Annotated in this window: 27 protein-coding genes and 1 tRNA gene; 14 read left to right on the plus strand and 14 right to left on the minus strand. The window is 60.8% G+C overall.

Features of this window, described 5'->3' with window-relative positions; genetic code table 11:
• Positions 1–42: 42 nt before the first annotated feature.
• Together SynM161_RS01385 and SynM161_RS01390 are read right to left on the minus strand one after the other, a co-directional pair.
• Complete coding sequence (locus SynM161_RS01385; protein ID WP_170950905.1) at positions 43–186, minus strand: hypothetical protein; 144 nt, start codon at positions 184–186, stop codon at positions 43–45.
• Positions 187–200: 14 nt separating this feature from the next.
• Positions 201–959: a queuosine precursor transporter gene (locus tag SynM161_RS01390; RefSeq protein ID WP_186541772.1), complete on the minus strand. Its 759-nt coding sequence runs from the start codon at positions 957–959 to the stop codon at positions 201–203.
• A gap of 28 nt (positions 960–987) precedes the next feature.
• Here SynM161_RS01390 and SynM161_RS01395 point away from each other — a divergent pair, with 28 nt between their 5' ends.
• The gene (locus SynM161_RS01395; protein ID WP_186541773.1) at positions 988–1,629 is read left to right on the plus strand and encodes a DNA-3-methyladenine glycosylase; all 642 of its coding nucleotides are present in this window, start codon (positions 988–990) and stop codon (positions 1,627–1,629) included.
• A complete protein-coding gene (locus SynM161_RS01400; protein WP_186541774.1) occupies positions 1,626–2,675 on the plus strand; it encodes an aspartate carbamoyltransferase catalytic subunit in 1,050 nt (349 codons plus the stop codon). The genes SynM161_RS01395 and SynM161_RS01400 overlap by 4 nt, the downstream gene beginning before the upstream one ends.
• Here the strand turns inward: SynM161_RS01400 and SynM161_RS01405 are convergent.
• The 4 genes from SynM161_RS01405 to SynM161_RS01420 form a co-directional block, all read right to left on the minus strand.
• Complete coding sequence (locus tag SynM161_RS01405) at positions 2,615–3,097, minus strand: hypothetical protein (RefSeq protein WP_186541775.1); 483 nt, start codon at positions 3,095–3,097, stop codon at positions 2,615–2,617. The genes SynM161_RS01400 and SynM161_RS01405 overlap by 61 nt on opposite strands.
• Before the next feature lie 71 nt (positions 3,098–3,168).
• Entirely contained in the window at positions 3,169–3,549 is a 381-nt protein-coding gene (locus tag SynM161_RS01410; RefSeq protein WP_170951337.1) for a DUF565 domain-containing protein, read from the minus strand.
• 176 nt (positions 3,550–3,725) lie between these two features.
• Complete coding sequence (locus SynM161_RS01415) at positions 3,726–3,926, minus strand: hypothetical protein (RefSeq protein WP_011363323.1); 201 nt, start codon at positions 3,924–3,926, stop codon at positions 3,726–3,728.
• A gap of 188 nt (positions 3,927–4,114) precedes the next feature.
• Positions 4,115–4,187: transfer RNA gene (locus tag SynM161_RS01420), tRNA-Ala, on the minus strand.
• 45 nt (positions 4,188–4,232) lie between these two features.
• Here SynM161_RS01420 and SynM161_RS01425 point away from each other — a divergent pair.
• Both SynM161_RS01425 and coaBC read left to right on the plus strand, forming a co-directional pair.
• Positions 4,233–4,454: a DUF2555 domain-containing protein gene (locus SynM161_RS01425; protein WP_114988156.1), complete on the plus strand. Its 222-nt coding sequence runs from the start codon at positions 4,233–4,235 to the stop codon at positions 4,452–4,454.
• A complete protein-coding gene (gene coaBC / locus SynM161_RS01430) occupies positions 4,444–5,754 on the plus strand; it encodes a bifunctional phosphopantothenoylcysteine decarboxylase/phosphopantothenate--cysteine ligase CoaBC (protein ID WP_186541776.1) in 1,311 nt (436 codons plus the stop codon). The genes SynM161_RS01425 and coaBC overlap by 11 nt, the downstream gene beginning before the upstream one ends.
• Here the strand turns inward: coaBC and SynM161_RS01435 are convergent.
• Complete coding sequence (locus tag SynM161_RS01435) at positions 5,727–6,032, minus strand: hypothetical protein (RefSeq protein WP_186541777.1); 306 nt, start codon at positions 6,030–6,032, stop codon at positions 5,727–5,729. The genes coaBC and SynM161_RS01435 overlap by 28 nt on opposite strands.
• 120 nt (positions 6,033–6,152) lie before the next feature.
• On the opposite strand from SynM161_RS01435, the gene SynM161_RS01440 reads away from it, so the two are divergent.
• From SynM161_RS01440 to SynM161_RS01460, 5 genes are all read left to right on the plus strand, one after another.
• The gene (locus SynM161_RS01440; RefSeq protein WP_186496953.1) at positions 6,153–6,983 is read left to right on the plus strand and encodes a photosystem II manganese-stabilizing polypeptide; all 831 of its coding nucleotides are present in this window, start codon (positions 6,153–6,155) and stop codon (positions 6,981–6,983) included.
• 105 nt (positions 6,984–7,088) lie between these two features.
• Positions 7,089–8,261: a sulfate adenylyltransferase gene (gene sat, locus SynM161_RS01445; protein ID WP_115009528.1), complete on the plus strand. Its 1,173-nt coding sequence runs from the start codon at positions 7,089–7,091 to the stop codon at positions 8,259–8,261.
• A gap of 44 nt (positions 8,262–8,305) precedes the next feature.
• Entirely contained in the window at positions 8,306–10,156 is a 1,851-nt protein-coding gene (gene ftsH, locus SynM161_RS01450) for an ATP-dependent zinc metalloprotease FtsH (RefSeq protein ID WP_006851961.1), read from the plus strand.
• Entirely contained in the window at positions 10,128–10,823 is a 696-nt protein-coding gene (locus SynM161_RS01455) for a bifunctional 4-hydroxy-2-oxoglutarate aldolase/2-dehydro-3-deoxy-phosphogluconate aldolase (protein WP_186541778.1), read from the plus strand. The genes ftsH and SynM161_RS01455 overlap by 29 nt, the downstream gene beginning before the upstream one ends.
• A gap of 62 nt (positions 10,824–10,885) precedes the next feature.
• The gene (locus SynM161_RS01460) at positions 10,886–11,347 is read left to right on the plus strand and encodes a hypothetical protein (RefSeq protein WP_186541779.1); all 462 of its coding nucleotides are present in this window, start codon (positions 10,886–10,888) and stop codon (positions 11,345–11,347) included.
• Positions 11,348–11,366: 19 nt separating this feature from the next.
• On the opposite strand, the gene aroC is transcribed toward SynM161_RS01460, so the two are convergent.
• The 3 genes from aroC to psbA all read right to left on the minus strand — a co-directional run bounded on the left by aroC (position 11,367) and on the right by psbA (position 14,371).
• The gene (gene aroC, locus SynM161_RS01465) at positions 11,367–12,461 is read right to left on the minus strand and encodes a chorismate synthase (RefSeq protein WP_114988184.1); all 1,095 of its coding nucleotides are present in this window, start codon (positions 12,459–12,461) and stop codon (positions 11,367–11,369) included.
• Positions 12,462–12,500: 39 nt separating this feature from the next.
• On the minus strand, positions 12,501–12,959 hold the full coding sequence (locus SynM161_RS01470) for a cupin domain-containing protein (RefSeq protein WP_186541780.1): 459 nt from the start codon (positions 12,957–12,959) through the stop codon (positions 12,501–12,503).
• A gap of 332 nt (positions 12,960–13,291) precedes the next feature.
• Positions 13,292–14,371, minus strand: a complete 1,080-nt coding sequence (psbA, locus tag SynM161_RS01475) for a photosystem II q(b) protein (RefSeq protein ID WP_115131219.1) — start codon at positions 14,369–14,371, stop codon at positions 13,292–13,294.
• A gap of 171 nt (positions 14,372–14,542) precedes the next feature.
• On the opposite strand from psbA, the gene SynM161_RS01480 reads away from it, so the two are divergent.
• Positions 14,543–16,132: a photosystem II high light acclimation radical SAM protein gene (locus SynM161_RS01480; protein ID WP_186541781.1), complete on the plus strand. Its 1,590-nt coding sequence runs from the start codon at positions 14,543–14,545 to the stop codon at positions 16,130–16,132.
• Here SynM161_RS01480 and SynM161_RS01485 read toward each other — a convergent pair.
• The 3 genes from SynM161_RS01485 to SynM161_RS01495 are packed head-to-tail and all read right to left on the minus strand — an operon-like array spanning position 16,072 to position 18,543.
• Entirely contained in the window at positions 16,072–16,944 is an 873-nt protein-coding gene (locus SynM161_RS01485) for a CPBP family intramembrane glutamic endopeptidase (RefSeq protein WP_186541782.1), read from the minus strand. The genes SynM161_RS01480 and SynM161_RS01485 overlap by 61 nt on opposite strands.
• A gap of 4 nt (positions 16,945–16,948) precedes the next feature.
• Positions 16,949–17,269, minus strand: coding sequence for an ATP-dependent Clp protease adapter ClpS (gene clpS, locus SynM161_RS01490; protein ID WP_186542351.1), 321 nt, complete (start codon positions 17,267–17,269; stop codon positions 16,949–16,951).
• Positions 17,270–17,316: 47 nt separating this feature from the next.
• A complete protein-coding gene (locus SynM161_RS01495) occupies positions 17,317–18,543 on the minus strand; it encodes an LL-diaminopimelate aminotransferase (protein ID WP_186541783.1) in 1,227 nt (408 codons plus the stop codon).
• 53 nt (positions 18,544–18,596) lie between these two features.
• Here SynM161_RS01495 and SynM161_RS01500 point away from each other — a divergent pair, with 53 nt between their 5' ends.
• The 3 genes from SynM161_RS01500 to SynM161_RS01510 all read left to right on the plus strand — a co-directional run bounded on the left by SynM161_RS01500 (position 18,597) and on the right by SynM161_RS01510 (position 24,063).
• Complete coding sequence (locus SynM161_RS01500) at positions 18,597–21,260, plus strand: TIGR03960 family B12-binding radical SAM protein (RefSeq protein ID WP_186541784.1); 2,664 nt, start codon at positions 18,597–18,599, stop codon at positions 21,258–21,260.
• Positions 21,261–21,517: 257 nt separating this feature from the next.
• Positions 21,518–23,458 carry an Rne/Rng family ribonuclease gene (locus tag SynM161_RS01505; RefSeq protein WP_186541785.1) on the plus strand — a complete coding sequence of 647 codons (1,941 nt, stop codon included), beginning with the start codon at positions 21,518–21,520 and terminating at the stop codon, positions 23,456–23,458.
• A gap of 5 nt (positions 23,459–23,463) precedes the next feature.
• Positions 23,464–24,063, plus strand: coding sequence for a ribonuclease HII (locus SynM161_RS01510; protein ID WP_186541786.1), 600 nt, complete (start codon positions 23,464–23,466; stop codon positions 24,061–24,063).
• Here the strand turns inward: SynM161_RS01510 and SynM161_RS01515 are convergent.
• Entirely contained in the window at positions 24,010–24,606 is a 597-nt protein-coding gene (locus SynM161_RS01515) for a DUF1997 domain-containing protein (RefSeq protein ID WP_115080443.1), read from the minus strand. The two genes, SynM161_RS01510 and SynM161_RS01515, sit on opposite strands and share 54 nt — an antisense overlap.
• 31 nt (positions 24,607–24,637) lie before the next feature.
• Here SynM161_RS01515 and pheA point away from each other — a divergent pair, with 31 nt between their 5' ends.
• Entirely contained in the window at positions 24,638–25,480 is an 843-nt protein-coding gene (gene pheA / locus SynM161_RS01520) for a prephenate dehydratase (RefSeq protein ID WP_115132374.1), read from the plus strand.

The raw sequence follows: 25,480 nt of genomic DNA on the forward strand, positions 1-25,480 counted from the left end.
CAGGCTGAACCAGTGACCCGATGATCGCTCAACTCCCGCCGATCAGTGGGCGGTGCCGTTGCCGTCGTACTGATCGGTGTTGTAGTAGCCGCCGCGCGTTCCGAAGAACAGGCAGGCCAAGGGGAACAGCACGATGCTGGCGAGAAGCACAGTGCCGAGGTTGAAGCTGGAGGTGGCTGCGTCCATCACCTGGCCTGAACTCACATCAGTTTGGAGTGGATGCGCCCTTCATGCATCGATGACGGGGCTTCTGTTGTGAGTTCGCCTTCTTGTTCAGGAATGTCCAGCCAATCCCGCAGCCATCCCGTGAGCCAGATGAAGGGAAGCGTGTCGCTCAACGCCGCCAGCACTTTGAACAGGTACCCGCTGCCAATAAAGCTGATCAGCTGGGGCAGCACGGACCGTTCCGGCTGCACAGGCAGCACATGGGCGCCGTAATGGCTGATCAGCACCACTGCACTGGTGTCCACCAACTGGCTCACCAGGGTGGAGCCGTTGTTGCGCAGCCAGAGCGCCTTGCCTTTGGTGAGCTGTTTCCAGAAATGGAACAGCCGCACGTCCACGAACTGCGCCGTGAGGTAAGCCACCATCGAGGCGCCAACCGAACCGAAACTGAGCTGCTGAATGGTGCGAAAGGTGGTGTCATCGCTGCCGCTCATGCCCGGCAGAACGCCCCCCAGCCAGAGGATCAGCAGAACCCAGCCGTTGAGCAGCAGCCCGACCCACACCACTTGATTGGCTTTCTGTTCTCCCCAGAGTTCGCTGATCAGATCAGTGCAGAGGAACGTGATCGGGTAAGGCAGTGCGCCAACGGCCACCACGATCGGCCAGCCGCCGATGCTGCCCAGTTGCAGGAAGCGCGTCAGGCCCAGAATGTTGAGCATGCCGAGGGTTCCGAGGAACAAACCCGCCAGCACCAGAAACACCCCATCACGCCGTGCCTGGAGGTTGCTGTCCACAGCCTGCAACGTTCAAGCTGAAACAAGCGTGGCCGCCAGCCGGCAGCCTGTCATCGATTTCGTTTCGCTTCCGCTCAATTTTTTTGCCCGTCCGGCTCAGATCGTGGGCCCCGATCTGGTGGGCTGCAGGTTGGTGAAACGCCAAGCGGACGGCAGTTTGCTTTGGGGGGTGATTGTGGAAACAGAGGCCTATTCCCAGGACGATCCCGCCTGCCACGGCTACCGCAGGCGTTCGCCGCAGAACGAAACGCTGTTTGGTGAGCCAGGGCGGTTTTATGTGTATGTCAGCTATGGCATCCACCACTGCGTGAACGTGGTCACCGATCGGGCCGATTGGGCCAACGGAGTGTTGCTGCGTGCCGTGGCACTTCCCGATGAACCGGAGCGGATTGCTGCAGGGCCCGGCCTGCTGGCACGACGTTTCGGGCTTGATCGCTGTGATGACAGCCGTCCGGTGACGGGCGAACATGACGTGTGGATGGCCCCAAGGTCAGACACATTTGCCAGCCAGGATCTTGTGACAACCACCCGGATCGGCATTTCCCAGGGCGCTGCAACCCCATGGCGCTGGTACCTGCGGAGCAGTCGCAGTGTCAGCAGACGAGCTCGGGGAGATCGCATGCCACCCAAGGCACAGTGCTGGGCGCCATCGCTGGAGTCGTCGTCATGAGTGGCTGGCCGCATCGACACGTGCTGGATCTCGCCTCGTTTTCGCGGGAAGACTTTGCAGCTGTGCTTGAGCTGGCCCAGCGGTTTCGTTCACTGCCCGTCACTGGTGCCCGCAAACTGCCCGCCTTGCAGGGCCGTCTGGTGGCAACGCTGTTCTTCGAGCCCAGCACCCGAACTCGCAGCAGTTTTGAGTTGGCGGCCAAGCGTCTCTCGGCAGACGTGATGAGCTTTTCACCCTCCAGCAGCTCACTCAGCAAAGGGGAAAGCGTTCTCGACACAGCGCGCACCTACGTGGCCATGGGGGCCGACGTTCTGGTGGTGCGCCACCGTTCCACCGGTGTGCCGCAGCAACTGGCGCTGGATCTGCAGCAGATGGGTGAGCGCACCGTGGTGCTTAATGGGGGCGATGGACTTCACAGTCATCCCAGTCAGGGACTGCTGGATCTGCTCACTCTTGCCCGGCATTTCTCACCCCAGTACCCCATGCCGGAAGCGCTGCAGGGACGCCGGATTGTGATTGTCGGAGACATCCTTCACTCGCGGGTGGCCCGTTCCAATCTCTGGGCTTTGACGGCCTGTGGCGCGGATGTGGTGTTGTGCGGTCCTCCCAGCCTTGTTCCCGAGGATTTTTCGGTCTTCGTGGATGCTCCGCCCCCTGGTCTGCTGAAGGATCCGGTGCCGCATCGGGGCAAGGTCAGCGTGGTGCGGCGCCTGGAGCATGCGCTGCCGGGCGCCGATGCCGTGATGACCCTGCGGCTTCAGAAGGAACGGATGGGCCAGCAGTTGCTCACCAGCCTGGAGCGCTATCACCGGGACTTCGGGCTGAGCCATGAGCGCATGCAGCTCTGTGGGGAGAACGTTCCTGTACTGCACCCCGGCCCGGTCAATCGCGGCGTCGAATTGAGTGGCTCGCTTCTGGATGACCCGCGCGTCAGCCTTGTGGAAGAGCAGGTCAGGAATGGCGTGCCCACCCGGATGGCCTTGCTCTATTTGATGGCAGCTTCCGAATCCGCAACTGAGGCCTCCTTGGTGTCGAGCAGCTCCTGAGTTTTGGGGAGGCCACTGAGCTGATGGGCGTAGTAATCCATCGCTGCCTTGAGGGCGGCATCGGGTTCTGCGATGGAGGGACCTTTGCCGCTGGCCATCGGGAAGTGGGCATCCTCAGCATCAAGCGCTAGATGCTGGCTGGGCATTCCTGTTAGCAGAATCGAGGCCCGTTGCCGGGTCGCCAGGGCGTACAGCCATTTGATGCTCAAGGTGATTCGGTTCTCTCGGTTGGGGATCAAGGCCAGGTGAACGATGGCCCACAGCAGCAGGCCCAGGCGTCCGGAAAATCTGAAGCCATGCAGGTCGGCGAATGCACTGGCTTGGACCCTTGCAAAGCCGCCGCCGCCGATGACCACATCCGGTGCATGACGCAGCTGCTCCGCTGGCGGTTCAAGCTCCAGGAAGTAATGGTTGCTCGCCATGTGCATTCCAACGGATTCATTCCGAAGGGCTTGAGTCGCAATCTTGGTTGGCTGTTTTGAACGGTTCTGCTTCAGATCAGCTTGAACCCTTCGAGAAAGAGGCCGTAGAGAAATCCAATGCGACCAAGATCCAGGAGCTGTTGGGGCAGCTTCAGTGATGGTTCGGAGCTGCGTCGGCGCCGGATCGTGAGTTCAGTGCCAAGAACCACCACAAGCGCAGCCACGGGGTCCATCTGCCCGAGAACGCCTGCCACTGATGTGATGGCGCTACCGATCAAAAAGCCAATGAGTCCGGCAAGGGCCAGCAAGGAAAACCGCCGCCAAGGATTTCGCGCCCATCGATCCAGCCTTTGAAATGCTGCTCCAACGTTGGTTTGCAGCCGGGTGGATTGAAGCCGTTGCACGGCACTGGTTTCAGGGGAAGAGGCAGGGTCGAAACCAGTGATCCCCATCACCCGGCCATGCCCCTGCCAGCCCCTGTTTACACCACCCGTAGGCAACCTGCAGGCATCAGACACTACGGATAGGAGATTTCAATAAAAAAACCCGGGGCAAGCCCGGGCCAGGTGATGGGGATTGGCGCAGCAAAGCCAGAGCTGAGGGCTTTGACAACGGCTTGCGCTGAAAGTTATTTGGACTCAGCCTTCGCTTTTCTGGACGCTTTGCCTTCGAGAAGTTCCAGCAGGGCTTCCATTTGTGCCATCACCCCGCGAACTTCGCCGGCTTCGGGAAGAAGGCCGTCTTCCATGACTCCTTGGTGCATCTCGCGCAGCTCTTGGCGGATGTAGCGCAGGTGGCTCACGACCTGCTCGCGCTTCGATTGCGACATCGGCTACGGGGGAGTTCAACACCCCTTTTACCTCATGGGGGGTCAGCTGCGGCGCGATGGGGCGCGACTTATCGCACCGGCTGCAGCCAGGAGTGTGAAGGTGAGCAGGGCTGAAGGTCGTGCCACGGTGCTGAAAACCACAAGGACAAACAGGCCAATGAGTGGCAGGCGACGCTGCAAAAGCGCAGTGGAGAATAGGGGATTCGAACCCCTGACCTCTGCGGTGCGATCGCAGCGCTCTACCAACTGAGCTAATTCCCCGGTCAGACAACGCTAGCCGGCACGGCCTGCGTCAAACTGCCATGAATGGGGTCTGAGGACGGCTCGATGCTTACGCAGGAACGGCTCGAAGCTTTTGACGAGGCCTCGACGGCCGAACTCGCCCGCCGGCTTGAAGAGGACGATTACCCCTCTCCTTTCGACAGCCTTTCGGATTGGCACCTGCTTCGGGCGCTGGCCATTCACCGGCCTGAACTGATCCTTCCGTACCACCATTTGGTGGACCAAGAACCTTTTGATGAAGACTGAGCAGGCGTCGCCACTGTCGTCGCCACTGTCGTCACCACTGTGCGGGCGGCGTGTTCTAGTGGCCGTCAGCGGCAGCATTGCTGCTGTTAAGACGCCCTTGCTCGTCAGCGCGCTGATTAAGGCCGGCGCTGAGGTGCGCTGTCTTGTGACCACCAGTGGTGCTGCCTTGGTGAGTCCCGTGGCGCTCGCCAGCCTCAGTCGCCATCGCTGCTATCTCGAGGCCGACCAGTGGGACTCCGCCTCATCCAGGCCCTTGCACATCGAGTTGGCGGAGTGGGCGGAGTTGGCCATCGTTGCGCCCCTGAGTGCCAGCAGCCTGTCCCGCTGGAGCCAGGGTTCAGCCGACGGTCTGCTCGCCAGTGTTCTGCTGGCCATGGAAGCTCCTGTCATCGCGGCTCCGGCGATGAATACGGCCATGTGGCGTCACCCTGCGGTGCAACGCAACTGGCAGCAGGTTCAATCCTTCCCTGGGGTGATCCCCCTCGTGCCGGCGTCCGGTCTCTTGGCCTGTGATCGCGTCGGCGATGGGCGCATGGCTGATCCGCTGTTGATTGAGTTGGCGGCTTCGTCTGTATTCAGCCGCGGTTCGGGAATTCCTGACGTGACCCTTGATTGCTCGGGGATGACCGTTCTTGTTTCGGCTGGACCGACGCAAGAGTCGATTGATCCGGCCCGTTTCCTGAGCAACCGCAGCAGCGGCCGCATGGGTGTGTTGCTGGCGCAGGCGGCACGCTTCCGGGGTGCCACCGTTCATCTGGTGCATGGTCCATTGGATCTCCCCGACGCCTGGCTTGAAGGCCTGGAGTGCACTGCGGTGGAGAGTGCCGCCGAACTCGGTTCAACTCTGCAGTTGGCTCAGCCCGGAGCCGATGTGCTCGTCATGGCTGCTGCCGTCGCTGACCTGCGGCGCGATGCCGCTCCCTCAAACAAACTGGCCAAGCAGGATCTTCAGCAGGCTCTTGTCTCCGGTTGGGCAGAAGTGCCTGATTTGCTGTCGAATCTGACCCGCCAACGCTGCCCCGGACAGTTGGTTCTCGGCTTCTCAGCGCTCACAGGCAGCGATGCCCATTTGCTGGAGCGGGCTGAAAGCAAGCGGCTGGCGAAGGGCTGCGATCTGATGATGGTGAATCCCGTGGACCGAGATGGTCAGGGTTTCGGGGACCAACCCAATGGAGGCTGGTTGCTTGGAGATGGCTGGAGACGGGAGCTGCCTGTGACGGCAAAGCTCTCTCTGGCCCATCAATTGGTTGATGCTCTGGTTGAGGCTCGGGATCAGGCCGCGGCGTCGATGGAGTCCTGACCGAGCAGGTCGATGAAGGTGCGCAGCTGAAGACGAGGGATGTAGGGCCAGCCTCCGTTTTTCTCCATTCCCTGCAGAAGTGTGAACAATTTCTGGCGGTTTTCTGGAAGGCTTTGACGAAACGGACCGTCCTGAACGTCGCGATGCAGGGCCTCCAGCTCACGCAGCAGGGTGAGCAGTGCTTCGGGATTTCCCCTCAACTCCTCTGCCAGCTCGCCTAGGGCGGCCATCGCCGGAGCCATCCGTGCCTGGGTCGAATCGGGATCGTTGGATGTCACGCGCTTTCGACAAGTTGTTGAGAGCTGCAAAAGGCTAGCCCTGACGTCATTTTTCGCCCTGTAAGATCCAGATCTGACGGCATTCCGTCCCCATTAGCGTTCAGCCGATCGGCTCCTTCCATGCGCATTCGTCCTCTGCTGGCCGTCGTGCTGGCGCTCTGCCTCGCGTTCTTCACCACGGCCTGCAGTGGCGACAGTGATGCAGTTCAGCGTGGTGGATCCAACGTCACCTACGACGACATCCACAACACCGGCAAGGCCAACGATTGCCCCACGATCGGGGACTCAGCCCGGGGCTCGATTCCTCTGACGGCCGGTGGCAGCTACGAGCTGCGTGAGATCTGCATGCACCCCGTGCAGGTTTATGCCAAGGAGGAGCCCAAGAACATTCGTCAGCAAGCTGAGTTTGTTGAGGGCAAGATCCTCACCCGTTACACCTCCAGCCTCGACTCCGTTTTTGGCGATCTGAAGGTGACGGAATCAGGCCTGCAATTCCAGGAGAAAGGTGGCATCGACTTCCAGCCGATCACCGTTCTGGTGCCCGGTGGCGAAGAGTTCCCCTTCACGTTCTCCAGCAAGTCCCTCAATGCCACTGCTGAGGGCTCGGCTCTGACCACCAGCACCGACTTTGAAGGCACCTATCGCACCCCCAGCTACCGCACCAGCAACTTCATTGATCCCAAGGGTCGGGCTCTGACGACTGGTGTTCAGTACGCCCAGGGTCTTGTGGCACTTGGTGGTGATGACGAACAGCTCGAGAAGGACAACAACAAGCGCTACATCGATGGTGTGGGAACCATGAGCCTCTCCATCACCAAGGTTGATCCTGAAACCGGAGAATTCGCTGGTGTGTTCAGCGCCATCCAGCCCTCCGACTCCGACATGGGTGGTCGTGAAGTGGTCGACATCAAGATCACTGGCGATCTCTACGGCCGTCTTGAAGAGGCTTGATCGAAGTCATCACAACAGGTTGTAAGGGGGCTTAGGCCCCCTTTTTTGTGGCCCATTGCAATCCTCCGGCGATCTGGGAGAATCGCCCGATCTTTCCATGCAGCCATGACCGCCAGTGCTTCAGCTCCTGCCCAGCGATCCGGTGTGATTGCTCCCTACGGCGGAACGCTGGTTGATCTGATGGTGGCCGAGGCGGATCGTGCCGCTGTGAAAGCCACGGCGACCAAAACGATCGAGTGTTCCGATCGCAACGCCTGTGATGTGGAGCTGCTGTGTGTTGGTGGCTTCTCTCCCTTGCGTGGCTTCATGCACCAGGAGGACTACGACGCCGTGGTCAGTGGGCATCGTCTGGCTGCTGGCCAGCTGTTCGGCCTGCCGATCGTGATGGACACCGACCGCGATGACGTGGTGGTGGGCGACAAGCTGCTGCTCACCTACAAGGGTCAGGACTTGGCCGTCCTCGAGGTGGAGGACAAGTGGGAACCCAACAAAGTGGCTGAAGCCAAGGGCTGCTACGGCACCACCTCCATTGAGCACCCTGCGGTTCGGATGATCACGATGGAGCGCAAGCGCTTCTATCTGGGTGGAAGCCTCCAGGGTCTTGCTCTGCCCGAGCGGGTGTTCCCCTGCAAGACCCCTGCTGAGGTGCGTGCAGGCCTGCCCGAAGGTGAGGACGTGGTGGCGTTCCAGTGCCGTAACCCCATTCACCGCGCGCACTACGAACTGTTCACCCGTGCCCTGCATGCACAGAACGTCAGTGACAACGCTGTGGTGCTCGTTCATCCCACCTGCGGTCCCACTCAGCAGGACGACATCCCTGGTGCCGTTCGCTTCCAGACCTATGAACGTCTGGCGGCCGAAGTGAACAACGACAGCATTCGCTGGGCCTACCTGCCCTACGCCATGCACATGGCCGGTCCGCGTGAAGCGCTGCAGCACATGATCATCCGCCGCAACTACGGATGCACCCACTTCATCATTGGCCGCGATATGGCCGGCTGCAAATCGTCTCTCACCGGTGACGATTTCTATGGCCCTTACGACGCTCAGAACTTCGCGAAGGAGTGTGCCCCCGAGCTCACGATGGAAACCGTTCCCTCCCTGAACCTCGTTTACACCCAGGAAGAGGGCTATGTGACGGCCGAGCATGCTGAAGCGCGTGGCCTGCACGTGAAGAAGCTGAGCGGCACCCAGTTCCGCAAGATGCTGCGCGGTGGTGAGGAGATTCCCGAGTGGTTCGCCTTCAAGAGCGTGGTTGAGGTGCTCCGCGCCGCCTGAAGACTGAGAACCCGTTTAACATTCCTTCATCTACGAGGCGACCTGTGAACAAGCGTTGGCGAAATATCGGTCTCGGGGCCCTCTTGGTTCTGGCGATCGTTGTGATTGCACCAGCGTTCTTTGGTGGCGGCGGTGGCAGCCAGCCCCAGGTGAACACCATCCGCTACAGCGAGTTCGTTGAGGCGGTGAAGGATGACCAAATCAGCCGTGTGCTGATTTCTCCTGATCAAGGCACCGCCCAGGTGGTTGAAAACGACGGCCGTCGTGCCCAGGTCAACCTGGCCCCCGATCGTGAGCTGCTCGGTTTGCTGACCGAACACAGCGTTGATATCGCCGTGCAGCCCTCCCGTCAGACCCCTGGCTGGCAGCAGGCTGCTGGAAGTCTGATCTTCCCTCTGCTGCTGCTTGGTGGTCTGTTCTTCCTCTTCCGGCGCGCCCAGGGTGGAGGTGGCGGCAACCCAGCCATGCAGTTCGGCAAGAGCAAAGCCCGGGTTCAGATGGAGCCCTCCACCCAGGTGACCTTCACCGATGTGGCCGGCATTGAAGGGGCGAAGCTTGAGCTGACCGAGGTGGTCGACTTCCTCAAGAACCCCGATCGCTTCACGGCCGTCGGCGCCAAGATCCCCAAGGGTGTTCTGCTTGTGGGGCCTCCTGGCACCGGTAAGACCCTGCTCGCCAAGGCTGTGGCGGGTGAAGCAGGTGTTCCCTTCTTCTCGATCTCTGGTTCTGAGTTCGTTGAGATGTTTGTTGGTGTTGGTGCCAGCCGCGTTCGCGACCTCTTCGAGCAAGCCAAGAAAAACGCTCCCTGCATCGTCTTCATCGACGAGATCGATGCCGTTGGCCGTCAGCGGGGTGCAGGCCTCGGCGGTGGTAACGACGAGCGTGAGCAAACGCTGAACCAGCTCCTGACGGAGATGGATGGTTTCGAGGGCAACACCGGAATCATCATCGTGGCGGCCACCAACCGCCCGGACGTTCTCGATGCCGCTCTGATGCGCCCCGGACGTTTCGATCGTCAGGTCACCGTTGATCGGCCTGACTATTCCGGACGTCTACAAATTCTTGGCGTTCACGCTCGCGGCAAGACCCTCGCCAAGGACGTCGATCTCGACAAGGTTGCCCGCCGGACACCTGGTTACACCGGTGCCGATCTCGCCAACCTTCTCAACGAAGCCGCCATCCTTGCGGCCCGTCGCGAGCTCACCGAAGTGAGCAACGATGAGATCAGCGATGCCATTGAACGGGTGATGGCTGGCCCGGAGAAGAAGGACCGTGTGATGAGCGAGCGTCGCGCTCGCCTGGTGGCCTATCACGAGGCTGGTCATGCCCTTGTGGGCGCTCTGATGCCGGACTATGACCCGGTGCAGAAGATCTCGATCATTCCCCGCGGTAATGCTGGTGGTCTGACCTTCTTCACCCCCAGTGAAGAGCGAATGGAATCAGGTCTCTACTCCCGGGCCTACCTTCAGAACCAGATGGCTGTTGCCCTTGGCGGTCGGGTGGCTGAAGAGATTGTCTACGGCGAAGATGAGGTCACCACTGGTGCATCCAACGACCTCCAGCAGGTTGCGTCCACCGCGCGTCAGATGATCACCCGCTTCGGCATGAGCGATGAGCTGGGTCCTGTTGCCTTGGGGCGCGCGCAGGGTGGCATGTTCCTTGGCCGCGACATCGCTGCGGAGCGTGACTTCTCCGAGGAAACCGCCGCCATGATCGATAAAGAGGTCTCTGAGCTGGTTGATGTGGCCTACAAGCGCGCCACCAAGGTTCTGGTCGACAACCGAGCCGTTCTGGATGAATTGGCTGAGATGCTCGTTGAGCAGGAGACTGTTGATGCTGAAGAGCTTCAGGAGCTGCTGATTAAACGTGACGTCCGGGTCGCCGAATACGTCTGATTTCGATTCGTCTTCCAACCCTTGGCTGGTGCGGCAGGAGCTCTTGGTGGCATCCCTGCAGCATCAGCCTCTTTTGTTGGTGATTCGGCCAGAGCCCGACGACCTCGCGGCTTCAGGCTCTGGTTTGTTGGGCCAGGTGAAGCAGCTTCACGCTGCAGGACTTCGACATCTCGAAGTGGCCTGGGTTGACCAGCCAGGCTGGATGGGGTTCATGCAACGGGTGCAAGACCAATTCCCTGGTCTGAATCTTGGGGCGGCTTCGGTGACGGTCTCCAAGTCGCTCAACGATCTATCGCGGCTTGATCTCAGCTACGCCATGGCACCGTGCTGGTGCCCTGAGCTCGTGGAGCAGGCCAGAGAGCTTGGTGTCTTGCTGGTGCCTGGGGTCTTCAGCCCCACGGAGGTTCACCAGGCCATGCGGTTCGGCTGTCGTGTCGTCAAGCTGTTTCCCGCTGCCAATCTGGGGCCTGGTTACTGGAGCCGCTTGCAGGCGCCCCTTGGCCCCCTGCCCTTCGTGATTGCCGCTGGTGGTCTCGAGGTAAGCGACCTCCCCGTATGGCTGGAGGCTGGGCATGGCGCTGTGGCTCTGGGCCGCAGGGTGGTGGGATCGCCGCCTGCCTTCCAGGCACTTCTCGACTGGTTGCGTCAATCGACAAGCCAGCGTTGACGCCAACGGCTGGTCGACATGCGTCCAAAATGCTACAGATGAGATAGCTATCCAACTGCGTCATGTCGCAGCTCACGATCAAGCTCAGCGACAAGGCCGATGCCCTGATCGCTCAGCTTCAGAAGGAGATTTTCAATCGTCGGCGCAAGAAGGTTTCGGCTGCTGGAGTCGTGGAGACCCTGGTGGAGAGCGGAGCAAAATCGCAGTCTGACAAGCGTTTTGCCACGTCCTGGACGAACCTGATCAAGGACATTGAAAAGGCGGCCAAGCTCTCCTACGCCCATGGCAGCAAGCCATCCACCCTCAGTGATGAGGAGTGGGCCCTGGTGTTGAGTCATCGCAGCCGTGGGAGCACCGGTCGTGCACGCCGGACGGTGAAGAAAACGTTGGCTGCCAAGAAACCAGCTTCAGCCAAGGCTCAGGCCAGCAAAAAGCCCGCCCGCCGCACCCGGACCCGCAGCGCGGCAAAGACGAAAACGGCCGCAGCGGCGGTGAGCTCTAGCTCAGCGGTGAGTTCCGTCTGAACTGATTCAAGGGTGGTGCTCACCAAAGGCTGCATTGCCCCTGCTGCCTCAGCAGGTGATCAGCCAGAACGAGTGCCACCATCGCTTCCACCATCGGTACGGCCCGCGGCAGAACGCACGGGTCGTGCCGTCCTTTCCCAGCGAGTGTGGTGGCCTTGCCATCGGAATCGATGGTCTGCTGCTCTTTGCGGATCGTGGCCGTTGGCTTGAAGGCCACTCGGATCACAATCGGCTCACCATTGCTGATTCCTCCCTGGATGCCCCCGGAGTTGTTGGTGGCGGTCTTCAGCCGTCCATCGTCGGTCGGCACAAAGGCGTCGTTGTGCTCGCTGCCTTTCAACAGCGTTCCATCGAAACCGGACCCAATTTCAAATCCTTTGGTGGCCGGCAACGACATCACAGCTTTGGCGAGGTCGGCTTCGAGTTTGTCGAACACCGGCATGCCCAGACCAATGGCGGGATGGCGCACCACGCATTCGATCACCCCGCCGCAGGAATCACCTTCGCGGCCAATGGCTTCGATGCGCTCAATCATCCGCTCGGCGATCGCTGGCTCGGGACACCGAACGATGTTGGCCTCCACATCACTCAGCTGAACCTGCTGTGGGTCGATGCCGGAGGCTTCGATGGTGTGGATCCGCTTCACCCAGGCCAGGATTTCAGTTCCTGCTGCTTGTTTCAGCAGTTGTTTGGCGATCGCACCTGCAGCGACACGGCCGATGGTTTCCCGCGCTGATGCACGTCCACCACCGCTGCGGGCCTGGATTCCATACTTCGCCTGGTAGGTGGCATCGGCATGGGAGGGCCGAAAGGCGACCGCCATGTCCTTGTAATCCCCGGGCCGTTGGTCCTTGTTCCGCACGACCATGGCAATCGGGGTGCCAAGCGTGGTTTCGCCATCCAGCAGGCCACTGAGAATTTCCACCTGGTCCGCTTCCTTGCGCGGTGTGGTGATGTGGCTTTGGCCTGGCTTGCGTCGGTCCAGTTCGGCCTGAATCGACTCGACGCTGAGGTTGAGCCGTGGTGGACAGCCCTCAACGATGACCCCCACCCCTCCCCCGTGGGATTCACCGAAGGTGCTGATCCGGAAGAGGTCGCCGAAGCTGCTGCCCATGGCCATTGATCGATGCAGTGAGGCTACGAAGCCATCGGTTCAGATCAACTCCGGATGGGGCAATTTCGGACGTTCTGTCGTGGGATGCTGCCGGGCCATTTCGAAATCACAGAACTCAAATCCCGGCCCGACACAACAGCTCATCAACGAGTAGTCACCAAGACTCCGCGCCGCCTGCCAGGTGTTGGCGGGAACCACCTGGATGGGGTTGGACGCCTGCAGAGCATCACGTTGCAGCCCTGTGCCATCGCCCTGGCATTGAAAGAGCTCCAGCGTGGCCCCATCAATGTGCGTCCAGACTTCGTCTCCACCGATCACCCGATGCCAGCAACTGACGGCACCGGCGGGCAGCAAAAACAGAATGGCCGTCAAGGCAGATCGCTCGGCACCGTCCTGTCGTTGAACTTGGTCTGGACTGCGATGCAGCTCTCGGTACCAGCCCCCCTCTGGATGGGGCTTTAAGCCGAGGTGCTGGATCAGGGTTTGCGTTTTTGTCATGGACGTACAGGGCGTCGTCTCATCCGTTTTGGTTGCTTCTTGGCCCGGCTAGTCCACAGGACTGTTCAGTCAATGCCGACCAGCAAAAGCGGTTGATTCTTGTGATGTCGAAGTTGCTTCGCTCCCACACTGCTGAGTTGTAGTAGAGCGTTGCCGAGGTTCAGATCACACTGAGTTGTGCAGAGAGGACCACAGATGGCTCCTCTCTGTTGATGGTTGATTGGATCTCAATTCTGAAAGCACAACAAAAAGCCCCCTCCGAGGAGGGGGCTTTCCGATTCAGTTGATCTGAATCGTTTTGGCTGTTCCAAAGGGAACAGGGTGATTCCAGATCAACCGATGGCAGGAGCCTGCAGAGCCACAGGAGTGGACTCAGCAGCAGCCAGGTCGAGGGGGAAGTTGTGAGCATTGCGCTCGTGCATCACCTCCATGCCGAGGCCGGCACGGTTCAGCACATCAGCCCAGGTGTTCAGGACGCGGCCCTGACCATCAAGGATGGACTGGTTGAAGTTGAAGCCGTTCAGGTTGAAGGCCATGGTTGACACGCCGAGGGCGGTGAACCAGATGCCGACAACAGGCCAGGCAGCCAGGAAGAAGTGAAGGCTACGGCTGTTGTTGAAGGAGGCGTATTGGAAGATCAGGCGACCGAAGTAACCGTGGGCAGCCACGATGTTGTAGGTCTCTTCCTCTTGGCCGAACTTGTAGCCGTAGTTCTGGGACTCAGCCTCGGTGGTTTCACGCACCAAGGAGGAGGTCACCAGGGAGCCGTGCATGGCGGAGAACAGGCTGCCGCCGAAAACACCTGCGACGCCCAGCATGTGGAAGGGGTGCATCAGGATGTTGTGCTCAGCCTGGAACACCAGCATGTAGTTGAAGGTGCCAGAAATGCCCAGGGGCATTGCGTCAGAGAAGGAACCCTGACCGAAGGGGTAAACCAGGAAGACAGCGGAGGCTGCAGCGACAGGTGCGCTGTAGGCAACGCAGATCCAGGGGCGCATGCCCAGGCGGTAGGAGAGTTCCCACTCACGACCCATGTAGGCGTAGATGCCGATGAGGAAGTGGAAAACAACCAGCTGGAAGGGGCCGCCGTTGTACAGCCACTCATCGAGGGAAGCAGCTTCCCAGATGGGGTAGAAGTGCAGGCCGATGGCGTTGCTGGAAGGAACAACAGCACCGGAGATGATGTTGTTGCCGTAGATCAGGGAGCCAGCGACGGGCTCACGGATGCCATCGATGTCGACCGGAGGAGCGGCGACGAAAGCGATGACGAAGCAGATGGTGGCAGCCAGCAGTGTGGGGATCATCAGCACACCGAACCAACCGACATACAGACGGTTGTTGGTGGAGGTGACCCACTCACAGAAGGCCTGCCAGCTGGAAGCGCCGGAGCGCTGCTGGAGGGTGGTGGTCATGAGAACGGAAAGAAATGTTCCCGGAGGAACGGTTTAAGGAAGGGCAGGAGAGCCCTGCCTGATCGGGAGTGTAAAGGAAGTTTGCGCTGTGTGTCGCTGGCTTGATGAAGTTGTTGTGAAGAGGCCCTACGCCCCTTTGGCGGCAGCGCTTGTTAGCGTCCCGAAAGCCTCATGGCAGCTGACGTGGCACCACAACAAGAACGGGTGTTGCTGGTGCGGCTGCCCTGCAATCCGATCTTTCCGATCGGGCCGATCTATCTCGCCGACCATCTGCACAAATGCTTCCCGGAGATGCCTCAGCGCATCCTGGATCTCGCTGCTCTGCCGGTGCTGGATGTCCATCGCGTGCTGGACGCCACAGTTGACCAGTTCCAGCCGACGCTGCTGGTCTTCTCGTGGAGAGACATCCAGATCTATGCGCCGGTCGATGGGCGGGGGGGCAACCCTCTTCAGAATTCGTTCGAGGTCTTCTACGCCCGTAACCCTCTGAAGCGTCTGCATGGAGCCTTGGGTGGGCTGCAGTTAATGAGCAGTCATTACGGCGAGCTGCGCAGGAACCAGCGTCTGGTGCGTCAAGGTTTGAAACGTGCACGCCGCCACCAGCCGACGGCCAGAGCTGTGCTGGGCGGTGGAGCTGTCAGTGTGTTTTACGAGCAACTCGGCAAATCGCTCCCCAAAGGAACGGTGGTCTCTATCGGTGAGGGGGAGCCGCTGCTCGAGAAGTTGATTCAGGGTCACTCTCTCGAGGGCGAACGATGCTTCGTGGTTGGCGAGAAGCCGCGTTCAGGCCTGATCCATGAGCAGCCGGAAAGTCGGCCCAAAACCGCCTGCAATTACGACTACATCGCTTCGATCTGGCCCCAGCTCGACTGGTACCTCGAAGGCGGTGACTTTTACGTAGGAGTTCAGACCAAGCGCGGTTGCCCCCACAACTGTTGTTACTGCGTCTACACGGTGGTGGAAGGCAAGCAGGTGCGCCTTAACCCCGTGGATGAGGTGGTGAAAGAGATGCGCCAGCTGTACGACCGCGGTGTTCGTGGTTTCTGGTTCACCGATGCCCAGTTCATACCGGCGCGGCGCTACATCGAAGACGCCAAGGAACTGCTGCGGGCGATCAAGGCTGAAGGGCTGACCGGCATTCGTTGGGCCGCCTATATCCGCGCCGACAATCTGGACCCCGAATTGGCCCAGCTCATGGTGGAGACGGGCATGAGCTATTTCGAGATCGGCATTACATCCGGCTCGCAGGAGCTCGTTCGCAAGATGCGCATGGGCTACAACCTCCGCACCGTCCTGGAGAGTTGCCGGATGCTGGCGGATGCGGGCTTCCGGGATCACGTGTCGGTGAACTACTCCTTCAACGTGATCGATGAACGACCGGAAACGATCCGGCAGACCGTGGCTTATCACCGAGAGCTGGAGGCCATTTTTGGCGCTGATTTGGTGGAGCCAGCGATCTTTTTCATCGGTTTGCAGCCCCACACCCACCTTGAGCAGTACGGGTTTGATCAGGGTCTGATCAAACCGGGTTACAACCCGATGAGCATGATGCCTTGGACGGCACGCAAGCTGCTCTGGAACCCCGAGCCGATGGGGAGCACCTTTGGCCGGGTGTGTCTTGAGGCCTTTGATTGCAATCCTGCGGATTTCGGTCGCACGGTGATGTCACTCCTCGAAAGGGATTACGGAGTGGCTTCGCTTCAGGACGCTCTTCGTGCTCCGGTGGAAGGCCGCAAGGCGTTGGCAACGGCTGTTCGCTGAATCAGCAGAAGGATCAGCAAACTGAGGATTCCGATGAGTCCGCCCAGAGGATTCGGGGAATGGCCTCCTGGCCCCACCAACCACGGGGGGGCATTGGGCGATAGCTGAAGCAAGCCGTTCTGAAGCAGAAACCATCCAGCGACAAGCCCGCCATGCAGACCGATGCAGCCCCAAAGTGACCCCCGGTCCGATTGACGCTGTCTGGCCAGCACCATTCCCAGTAGAAAAAGGCCGATCAGCAGGCCACCCATGGCCCCCAGCCCCAGGTTGAAGCGTGTGTGAACGAGGCTGAAGATGCCTGCTTGAGCCCAAGCTGCACGACGCGAGCCAATTATTTCTTGCAGTTCCGTCCAGAGCCAGCTGCGGAAAATCAATTCTTCTGCGAAGCCAACGCCGAGGCAGAGCAACACGGCATTCGTCAGCTGAGTTGCATCCACTTCGCCCCGCCAATTTCCCGATCCATCGATCAGAACAACACTCGTGATCACCATCAGCAGCCCTGCGGCAATGAGCAGACCCTTGAGAAGAGCAGCTGCTGGCGCGGGTTGTTTCTGTGGTTTGGCTCCGCGGATGCCCAGGGCCGCCCAAGGCCGTGATTCGGACCACCGCAAGGCTGCCCATCGGGGCATCACCAGGAGGAACAGCACAAAACTCAGCACCGTTCCGGTGAGTGAGAGCTGATCCGTTGGAAGGCCAAGCAGCGTCAGCGGAACAGCGGCAAGCCAGCCCATTGCATAGAGCAGAGGGATGAACAGAACCGTGGGCAGCCAGGCTGGCTGAAGCAGGAGGAACTTGTTCAGCGGTTGCTGCATCGCTCTAGTTCTCAGGCTCGATGGAGCTGGTCAAGCCTTTTGATTTCAGCGTCTCGCAATAGAACTCAGCCGGTTCGATGTCGCAGACGATCACCAATCCCACTCCAGTGTTGTGGGCTTCCAGCATCACGGCCATGCAGTCCTGCTCGCTGAGTTGAGGCACAACCTGCTGCAGGGTGGCCACCACGTATTCCATGGAGTTCACCGGATCGTTGTGGAGCAGCACCTTGTAGCGAGGCGAGCGCTTGCGAACCCGTTCCGGCGCTTTGTCCAGAACAGCTGCACCACCTGGTTTTTGGCTGGGAGAGTCCACCGCCATGGGCATTGATCCGAAGCGGTTGAAATCTAAAGGCAATGCGAACGGGGAGCGGCTCACAGGGCTTTGATGCGGGCCATGGCCTCATCCACATTGGCCCGGCTGTTGAAGGCCGACAAGCGGAAATACCCCTCGCCAGCGGCGCCGAAACCGCTGCCGGGTGTGCCCACCACGTTGGCTTTGTTGAGCAGATGGTCGAAGAAGCCCCAGGAATCCATGCCCTCAGGGGTCTTGATCCAGACGTAGGGAGCGTGTTCGCCGCCATAGACGGTGAGGCCTGCAGCACTGAGTTCGCGACGAATGATCGCGGCGTTCTCCATGTAGAAGCGCACCAAGGCCTTCACTTCGGCCTGACCGGCTTCGGAGTAGACAGCCTCAGCTCCGCGCTGAATGATGTAGCTCACACCGTTGAACTTGGTGCTCTGACGTCGGTTCCACAGGCCCCAGAGTTCCACCGCTTCGCCGTTGGCCGCTTTGCCTTTCAGCCCTTTGGGCACCACGGTGAAAGCACAGCGGGTGCCGGTGAAGCCAGCATTTTTGGAGAAGGAGCGGAATTCGATGGCACAGTCACGGGCTCCTTCGATCTCGAAGATGGAGTGAGGGAGTTCCGGGTCCTGGATGAAGGCCTCATAGGCAGCATCGAAGAGGATCAGTGCGCCATTGGCGCGGGCGTAGTTCACCCAGGCCTGGAGTTGTTGCCGGGTGGCGACGGCACCGGTGGGGTTGTTGGGGAAGCAGAGGTAGATCAGGTCGACCGGTTCACTGGGAATCTGCGCTGCAAAGCCGTTGTCTGCGCTGATCGGTAGGTAGGTCAGTCCCGCGTAGCGACCGATCTCTCCGGCTTCCCCGGTGCGGCCAGCCATCACGTTGCTGTCCACGTACACCGGGTAGACGGGGTCCGTGACGGCCACCTTGTTGCCCTCGCCAAGGATGTCGAGGATGTTGCTGCTGTCGCACTTGGAGCCGTCGGAAACAAAAATTTCCTCGGCATTGATGTCGCAGCCTCGGGCTTGGAAGTCGTTTTTGGCGATGGCCTCCCGCAGCCAGCCGTAGCCCTGTTCCGGGCCATAGCCGTGGAAGCCTTCGGCGGTGCCCATCGCATCGATGGCGGTTTTCATGGCTTCACGGCAGGCCAGCGGCAGGGGTTCCGTGACATCACCGATGCCCAGGCGGATCAGCGCTGCGTCGGGATTGGCGCTGCTGAACGCTTTGACGCGCCGGCCGATCTCAGGGAACAGGTAACCCGCCTTGAGCTTGAGGTAATTGCCGTTGACCTGAACCACGGAACCGGAAGCTATTTCTGCGGGGCATCCTGCCGTGTCGGCAGCTCCATACGATGACCTCAGGAGTCAGGACATCCGACGTGGTCGTCTCATCCCTGGATCAGCCGGTTGATTTCCATGCCCTGGTGGACAGCGGCATCAACAAACCGGCCCGCTACATGGGGCACGAGTTAGGGGTTGAACCACGGGATTGGCAGGCAGCGTCGGTTCGCTGGGCGCTCACCTATCCCGAGATCTATGAGGTGGGCTCCAGCAACCTCGGCCACATCATTCTCTATTCGATCCTCAATGCCGTCCCTGGGCAGTTGTGTGATCGCGCCTATCTCCCGGCGGCCGATCTGGCTGGCCGCTTGCGGGAGCGCTCCCAGGCATTGTTTGCGGTGGAAAGCCGTCGGCCCCTGCCCGCTTTCGACATCCTGGGCTTCAGCCTCAGTTACGAACTGGGCGCCACCAACATCCTTGAGATGCTGGACCTGGCGCAGGTGCCCATCCGCGCCGCTGATCGGGGCGACTTGCCCCTGAGTGATCCTGCAGCACCTCCTCTGATTTTCGCTGGTGGGCCCACCGCCACCAGCAATCCAGAGCCCTATGCCCCGTTTTTCGACTTCATCGCTCTGGGTGACGGTGAGGAGCTGTTGCCTGAAATCGGTCTGGTGGTAGCGCAAGCCAAAGCGGATGGATTGACGCGATCGCAATTGCTGCGGGATCTGGCCCAGGTTCCCGGCGTTTACGTGCCTGCGCTCTATGGAACTGGCGCCGATGGGGTCACCCTCGAGCCGCTTCATCCTGATTTCCCGGCACGGGTTCTTCGCCGTGTGGCGACGCCAATGCCCCACTACGCCATGGGTCTCGTGCCCCATGTGGAAACGGTGCATGACCGTCTCACGGTGGAGATTCGCCGCGGTTGCACCCGGGGTTGTCGCTTCTGCCAGCCCGGAATGTTGACGCGACCGGCTCGGGATGTGGAACCCGAAGCGGTGATCGAGGCAGTGGAGACCGGCATGAAACAAACCGGCTACAGCGATTTCTCACTGCTCTCCTTGAGCTGCAGCGACTATCTGGCGCTGCCGGCGGTGGGGGTGGAGTTGCGCAACCGCTTGGCGGATCAGAACGTCACGCTTCAACTGCCCAGCCAGCGGGTGGATCGCTTCGATGAAGACATTGCCCACATCCTTGGCGGCACGCGGAAAGCGGGCCTCACCTTCGCCCCGGAGGCCGGGACACAGCGCCTTCGCGACATCGTCAACAAGGGCCTCACCGATGACGACCTGCTGCATGGCATCCGCACGGCTATGCAGAACGGCTACCGCAAGGTGAAGCTGTACTTCATGATCGGCCTCCCCGGTGAGACGGATGCCGATGTTCTCGGCATTGCCGAGACCTGCGTGATGCTCCAGCAGCGCTGCCGTGACCTGGGTCGGCTGAACCTGAACATCACGATCAGCAATTTCACGCCCAAGCCCCACACCCCTTTTCAGTGGCACAGCGTCTCCACGGCTGAGTTTGAGCGGCGCCAGGTGCTGCTCAAGGAGGCCTTCAGGCGTTTGCGCGGTGTGAAGGTGAATTTCACCGATGTGCGGCTTTCGGCCATGGAGGATTTTGTGGGCCGCAGCGATCGGCGCCTTGCTCCTGTGATCGAGGCGGCCTGGCGGGCCGGTGCCGGCATGGATGCCTGGTTCGAGTCGCTGGATCGCACCTACGCCGCCTGGACCGGAGCCATCGCGGATGCCGGCCTGGAGGGGCGTTACCGGGAGATGGAGGTGGGGGGCTGGAGTGCTGTGGCTGCGCTGGATCGGGAGGATCTGGAAGCGTTCTGTGCTCAGCCGCTCCCCTGGGATCACATCGACACCGGCATCGACAAAGCCTGGCTGGCGGACGATCTGCAACGGGCTCTGGCAGCGGCGGTTGTGCCCGACTGCTCCTTTGATGGTTGCAGCAGTTGTGGGGTCTGCGGCCCGGATCTCGGGCACAACGTGGTGGTTCCCGCTCCTGAGGTGCCAACCCAGGTGCCGACCCAGGCGCCGCCCAGTGACCGGGTGTGCCGGATCCGGGTGCAATTCGCCAAAACGGGATCGATGGCGCTGCTCAGCCATCTTGATCTGATGCGCATGCTGGAGCGGGCCCTGCGTCGCAGTGCGCTTCCGATCAGCTTCACCGGTGGGTTTCATCCACTGCCGCGGGTTCAGATCGCTTTGGCACTTCCCCTCGGTGCTGAGGCCCAGAGCGAGTGGATGGATCTGGAATTCACCGAGGCCCTGGATCCCAACCACTTCCGCAAGACGCTTCAGCCGTTACTGCCGGAGGGCATTCAGCTGCTGGCGGCAGGCGAGGTCCCCGTCAGTGGCAAGAGCCTTTCGCAAGAACTGACGGGGGCCATTTGGTGTTTTGATCTCGTGCCGCAGGAGCAGGACCCAGCGTCATTGGATTGGAATGCGGCGGTGGATCAGCTCCTGCAGGCCACAACCTTGGTGTGGCACGACACCGATAAGAAGGGCCGCCCTCGGGAACGGGATTGCCGCCCCGCCTTGAAGGCGCTGCAGGTGACGGATCAGAACGCCAATGGATCCGTTCGGCTTCGCTTGGAAGCGGCGGTGGATGAGATGGGTCGAAGCTTGCGCCCTGCTCAGATTCAGTACTGGCTGGCTGAGACCGTTGGTCAGCCCTTGCAGGTGCAACGCTTGGCGCGAGAGGCCCTGCTCCTCAGTGCGCAGTGCTAATTTGGCTACAGAACCGGTGTTTAGTCCATCGGGACCAACCTTGTTCCGGTCTTGTCTGATCCAACACGGATATCGAGGTCCACATCACGGCTTGCACGGTGGTCTTTTTTGGAACCCCCAAGCCTGAGTCATAGGAGTTCTTGCTCCGCAACCTTTTGGTCTTGCTGACCAGCTCAGATCTTTCCATCAACCCGTGAGGGAGAACCGGCAGGTTCCTCAACGGATTTGGCCCTCAATCGGGCTCAACCAGTCCTGTTATGCCCCAGCAAATTGTCATCGCGGAGCAGCTGCGCATCGCAGCAGTGCTGACCGATGAACGCGTTGATGAACTCATCGTCGCGCAGGGTCGTTATCAGATCGGAGATGTCTATTTAGGAACGGTAGAAAATGTTCTGCCAGGTATTGATGCCGCCTTCGTCAATATCGGTGAGAGTGAGAAAAACGGGTTCATCCATGTCACCGATCTTGGGCCGCTGCGTCTGAAGAAAGGTTCAGCAGGGATCACTGAACTTCTGGAGCCTCGCCAGAAGGTTCTGGTTCAGGTGATGAAAGAACCGACCGGCACCAAAGGCCCACGGTTGACCGGAAATCTTGCTCTGCCAGGTCGCTACCTGGTGCTTCAGCCCCATGGCCAGGGGGTCAACATCTCCCGGCGCATCAGTTCCGATGCAGAACGGAACCGACTGCGTGCCCTTGGTGTTCTGATCAAGCCGCCTGGAGCCGGTCTGCTGATCCGTACGGAAGCCGACGGCATCAGCGAAGAGCTGTTGATTGAGGATCTGGAATCCTTGCTGCGCCAGTGGGAGGCGATTCAGCAAGCCGCTGAAACGGCTGCACCGCCGGTGCTGCTCAACCGCGATGAAGACTTCATCCATCGGATTCTGCGGGACCACATGGGTCCGGATCTGGCCCGGGTTGTGGTGGACGATGCCGCCGCTGTGAACCGTGTGAGCAGTTTCCTTGGTGCCGAAGCCGGCAATGTGCTGGTGGAAGCCCACAGTGAACCAAGCGAGTTGCTGGAGCACTACAAGGTCAATGCCGCCATCCGCGATGCGCTGAAGCCGCGGGTTGATCTGCCCTCCGGTGGCTACGTGATCATCGAGCCCACCGAAGCACTCACGGTGATCGATGTGAACTCGGGCTCGTTCACACGATCGGCCAATGCGCGAGAAACCGTTCTGTGGACCAACTGTGAGGCGGCGATCGAAATTGCTCGCCAGCTCAAGCTTCGCAACATCGGTGGGGTGATCATCATCGACTTCATCGATATGGATTCCCGTCGTGATCAGCTCCAGCTGCTGGAGCATTTCACGACAGCCGTCCGTGACGACTCAGCCCGCCCGCAGATCGCACAGCTCAGCGAACTGGGCCTGGTGGAACTCACCCGCAAGCGTCAAGGGCAGAACATCTATGAACTGTTTGGTCGGGCTTGCCCCAGCTGTGGTGGTCTGGGCCATGTGGCCGTTCTTCCCGGCAAAGACCTGCTTCAACCTCTGGCAACGGCCACAGGATTGGTTCGCTCGGCGGCCTCTGCCCGCGCCGAAGTTGTTGCGCCCGGAGAGAGCGGTGGCAATGGCCGGCGGCGGCGCGGTGGTCGAGGGCGTGGCAGTCAGGATGCCGTCCTTCCTGTCGAGACGACCGACACCACTGCCCCTGAGGTGTCGACCCAAGAGGCTCAGGAGCCAGCGACCGCCCGTCGTCAGGACCCTGAATTGGTTGCCGTCCCGATGACCGACGAGCAACAGCAGCTGTTTGGTTGGCTGGGATTGAACCCTGCCCTGTTGCTGGAGGAGCCCCCTGCATCCGACAACGTCGTGGTCCGGGTTGTGCGTCCTGGCGAGGACGAGCAGGAGGTGCTGGAGGCGGCGCGTCAGCAATTGGCGGCCAGTTCCGGACGCCGCCGCCGTCGTGGCGCACGGGGTGGTCGTTCAGGGTCACGCAACGGGGCGAGTCAGCCCACTGCGACTCCTGCCGCTGAGACGCCTGTTGTCGTCACCTCATCCGCCCCGGATGAGTCGGCTCCCCTGATGGTGGAGATCACCCCCTTGGAGGCGGTGACCAACCTGACGATCACCGAGCCAGAACCTGCCCCCATCAGCGAACCGGCTGAGCCCGAGCCTGTGGCCGTGGCGGAAACAGCTGAGCCTGATGAGCCTCGCCGTCGCCGTCGCCGCTCCTCGGCTGTCGCCACGGTCTGAGTCGGATGACCGCGCAGGACTCCCTCCCCCTCGGGCGGGACGTGGCTGGTGTGGACGAAGTTGGTCGCGGTTGCTTGTTCGGTCCTGTGTTTGCGGCTGCTGTTGTGCTCGAAGGCTCAGCCGCTGAAGAGCTGTTGAAGGCAGGGCTGACCGATAGCAAAAAACTGTCAGCCAAGCGTCGGGCTGCTCTGGTTCCGGTGATCCAGTCGCTGTGTGTGGCATCCGGTCTGGGCCAAGCGTCAGCGCGCGAAATTGACGCCTGCGGCATCCGTGTTGCCACGGAACGCGCCATGTTGCGGGCGCTGCAGCGATTGCCGCAGCGCCCTGGGCTCGTGCTGGTGGATGGAAACCTTCCTCTTCGGCTGTGGCAGGGCCAGCAGCGTACGGTGATCGCAGGGGACAGCCGATCAGCGGCCATTGCTGCGGCGAGTGTTCTGGCCAAGGAGGCCAGGGATGCACTCATCCGGCGCTTATCAGCTCGCTTTCCTGGTTACGGCCTTGAGCGCCATGCGGGCTATGGCACGGCGCAACATCGTCAGAGCTTGATGGCCTCAGGCCCCACGCCCCTGCATCGGCACACGTTCTTGAGGCGTCTGCTCGGTTGAGCCTTGCCCGTCGGTTTCCCGGCACCAGCTGCGGTAGTCGTCGATCAGTTGCTGGCCAACCCGGGCTTTGATGCCGATGAGGATGCCACTCAAGATTGATTCGCCCGTTGATTCCAGCACCCGTTTGGGGATCAGCTTGAGCAGCGATGGCTGGCTGACGCTTACCGAAAGATGGGCATGTCCCTGAAGTCCGTCGGGTGTGGACGTCAGCCGTGCTTCCAGGTTCAGGGCGAAGTCATCAACAATCCCCAGACCCTCCAGTTCGCAGTCGAGGGCCTGCATCACCAATGTGTCGCCTTCCATGTGGATCTGGAGAGACACCACGGGTTTCACGTGGAGCTGGAAGACCTGAAGGCTGGTCACCACATAGCGGTAGCGCCCTGACTGCAGGCGTGTGAGCTGTTTGGCGTCCAGCAGGGCCCCGAGGACGCGCTCCTCCTCCAGCAGGTAAGTGGGAAGCCGCTCTGCTCCGGTTCGGACAGGCAGATCAAGCTTTTGACTGGCTTCGAAGGCCAGGGGCATGGTCTTCACCTGACGCGGCATGATCTTATCGAGTCCATCCAGTGCGGCTTCGATGCCTACACGTCTCGCATTCCTTGGCCCAGTCGGGACCTATGGCGAGCAGGCCGCCCGGGTGTTGATCGAACAGGATGCTCTCGAGGATGTCCAGCTCGTTCCCTGCGTGGGGCTCCGATCGGTGGTGGAACAGCTGGCCGGAGGGCAGTGTGATGCAGCCGTTGTCCCGATCGAGAACTCGGTTGAAGGGGGGGTGACAGCGACCCTCGATGCGCTGTGGTCCCATCCGGAGCTTTGTATCCGCAGGGCTTTGGTGCTGCCGATTCAGCACGCTCTGCTGGGGAGTGGGCCGCTCAGCAGAGTCACCGAAGTGCTCTCCCACCCGCAGGCTCTGGCCCAGTGCAGTGGCTGGTTGGCCCAGCATCTGCCCGACGCCTTGCAACTGCCCACCTCATCCACGGCTGAAGCAGCTCGCATGGTGGCGGGCAGTCCCTTCCGTGCTGCGATCGCCTCCCAGACCGCTGCCCGTGAACACGGGTTGGATCAGCTGGCGTTCCCTGTGAACGATGTTGCGGGCAACCGCACCCGTTTTCTGCTGTTGCGTCGTGGCCAGCGAAGTGAGCATGGCGATGTGGCCAGTCTGGCGTTCTCGCTGCATCGCAATGCTCCGGGGGCTTTGCTGGAGGCTCTGGCCTGTTTGGCTGAGCGGGGCTTGAACATGAGCCGGATTGAATCGCGACCCTCCAAACGGGAGCTGGGGGAATACGTGTTCTTTGTGGATGTGGATCTTCCGCCGGCTCCGTCAACGGCTCTGCAGGATCTGATCGCCCAGTTGCAGCCTCTGTGTGAACATCTCGCCCATTTTGGTGCCTACCCCAGCAGTGATTTGAGCGGCTGTTGA

It is taken from the genome of Synechococcus sp. M16.1 (genome assembly GCF_014279895.1).
Classification (GTDB): Bacteria; Cyanobacteriota; Cyanobacteriia; order PCC-6307; family Cyanobiaceae; genus Parasynechococcus.

What these genes read in the sequence shown, in the direction of transcription:
- sat (WP_115009528.1), top strand. Translation starts at nt 7,089, where the DNA reads ATGACCGCCAGTGCTTCAGCTCCTGCCCAGCGATCCGGTGTGATTGCT.
- SynM161_RS01485 (WP_186541782.1), bottom strand. Translation starts at nt 16,944, where the DNA reads ATGCAGCAACCGCTGAACAAGTTCCTCCTGCTTCAGCCAGCCTGGCTG.
- SynM161_RS01410 (WP_170951337.1), bottom strand. Translation starts at nt 3,549, where the DNA reads ATGGGGATCACTGGTTTCGACCCTGCCTCTTCCCCTGAAACCAGTGCC.
- SynM161_RS01460 (WP_186541779.1), top strand. Translation starts at nt 10,886, where the DNA reads ATGTCGCAGCTCACGATCAAGCTCAGCGACAAGGCCGATGCCCTGATC.
- SynM161_RS01480 (WP_186541781.1), top strand. Translation starts at nt 14,543, where the DNA reads ATGGCAGCTGACGTGGCACCACAACAAGAACGGGTGTTGCTGGTGCGG.
- SynM161_RS01515 (WP_115080443.1), bottom strand. Translation starts at nt 24,606, where the DNA reads ATGCCGCGTCAGGTGAAGACCATGCCCCTGGCCTTCGAAGCCAGTCAA.
- SynM161_RS01400 (WP_186541774.1), top strand. Translation starts at nt 1,626, where the DNA reads ATGAGTGGCTGGCCGCATCGACACGTGCTGGATCTCGCCTCGTTTTCG.
- clpS (WP_186542351.1), bottom strand. Translation starts at nt 17,269, where the DNA reads ATGCCCATGGCGGTGGACTCTCCCAGCCAAAAACCAGGTGGTGCAGCT.
- SynM161_RS01385 (WP_170950905.1), bottom strand. Translation starts at nt 186, where the DNA reads ATGGACGCAGCCACCTCCAGCTTCAACCTCGGCACTGTGCTTCTCGCC.
- pheA (WP_115132374.1), top strand. Translation starts at nt 24,638, where the DNA reads ATGCCTACACGTCTCGCATTCCTTGGCCCAGTCGGGACCTATGGCGAG.
- SynM161_RS01415 (WP_011363323.1), bottom strand. Translation starts at nt 3,926, where the DNA reads ATGTCGCAATCGAAGCGCGAGCAGGTCGTGAGCCACCTGCGCTACATC.
- SynM161_RS01510 (WP_186541786.1), top strand. Translation starts at nt 23,464, where the DNA reads ATGACCGCGCAGGACTCCCTCCCCCTCGGGCGGGACGTGGCTGGTGTG.
- aroC (WP_114988184.1), bottom strand. Translation starts at nt 12,461, where the DNA reads ATGGGCAGCAGCTTCGGCGACCTCTTCCGGATCAGCACCTTCGGTGAA.
- SynM161_RS01405 (WP_186541775.1), bottom strand. Translation starts at nt 3,097, where the DNA reads ATGGCGAGCAACCATTACTTCCTGGAGCTTGAACCGCCAGCGGAGCAG.
- SynM161_RS01425 (WP_114988156.1), top strand. Translation starts at nt 4,233, where the DNA reads ATGGGGTCTGAGGACGGCTCGATGCTTACGCAGGAACGGCTCGAAGCT.
- SynM161_RS01440 (WP_186496953.1), top strand. Translation starts at nt 6,153, where the DNA reads ATGCGCATTCGTCCTCTGCTGGCCGTCGTGCTGGCGCTCTGCCTCGCG.
- coaBC (WP_186541776.1), top strand. Translation starts at nt 4,444, where the DNA reads ATGAAGACTGAGCAGGCGTCGCCACTGTCGTCGCCACTGTCGTCACCA.
- psbA (WP_115131219.1), bottom strand. Translation starts at nt 14,371, where the DNA reads ATGACCACCACCCTCCAGCAGCGCTCCGGCGCTTCCAGCTGGCAGGCC.
- SynM161_RS01505 (WP_186541785.1), top strand. Translation starts at nt 21,518, where the DNA reads ATGCCCCAGCAAATTGTCATCGCGGAGCAGCTGCGCATCGCAGCAGTG.
- SynM161_RS01500 (WP_186541784.1), top strand. Translation starts at nt 18,597, where the DNA reads ATGACCTCAGGAGTCAGGACATCCGACGTGGTCGTCTCATCCCTGGAT.
- SynM161_RS01470 (WP_186541780.1), bottom strand. Translation starts at nt 12,959, where the DNA reads ATGACAAAAACGCAAACCCTGATCCAGCACCTCGGCTTAAAGCCCCAT.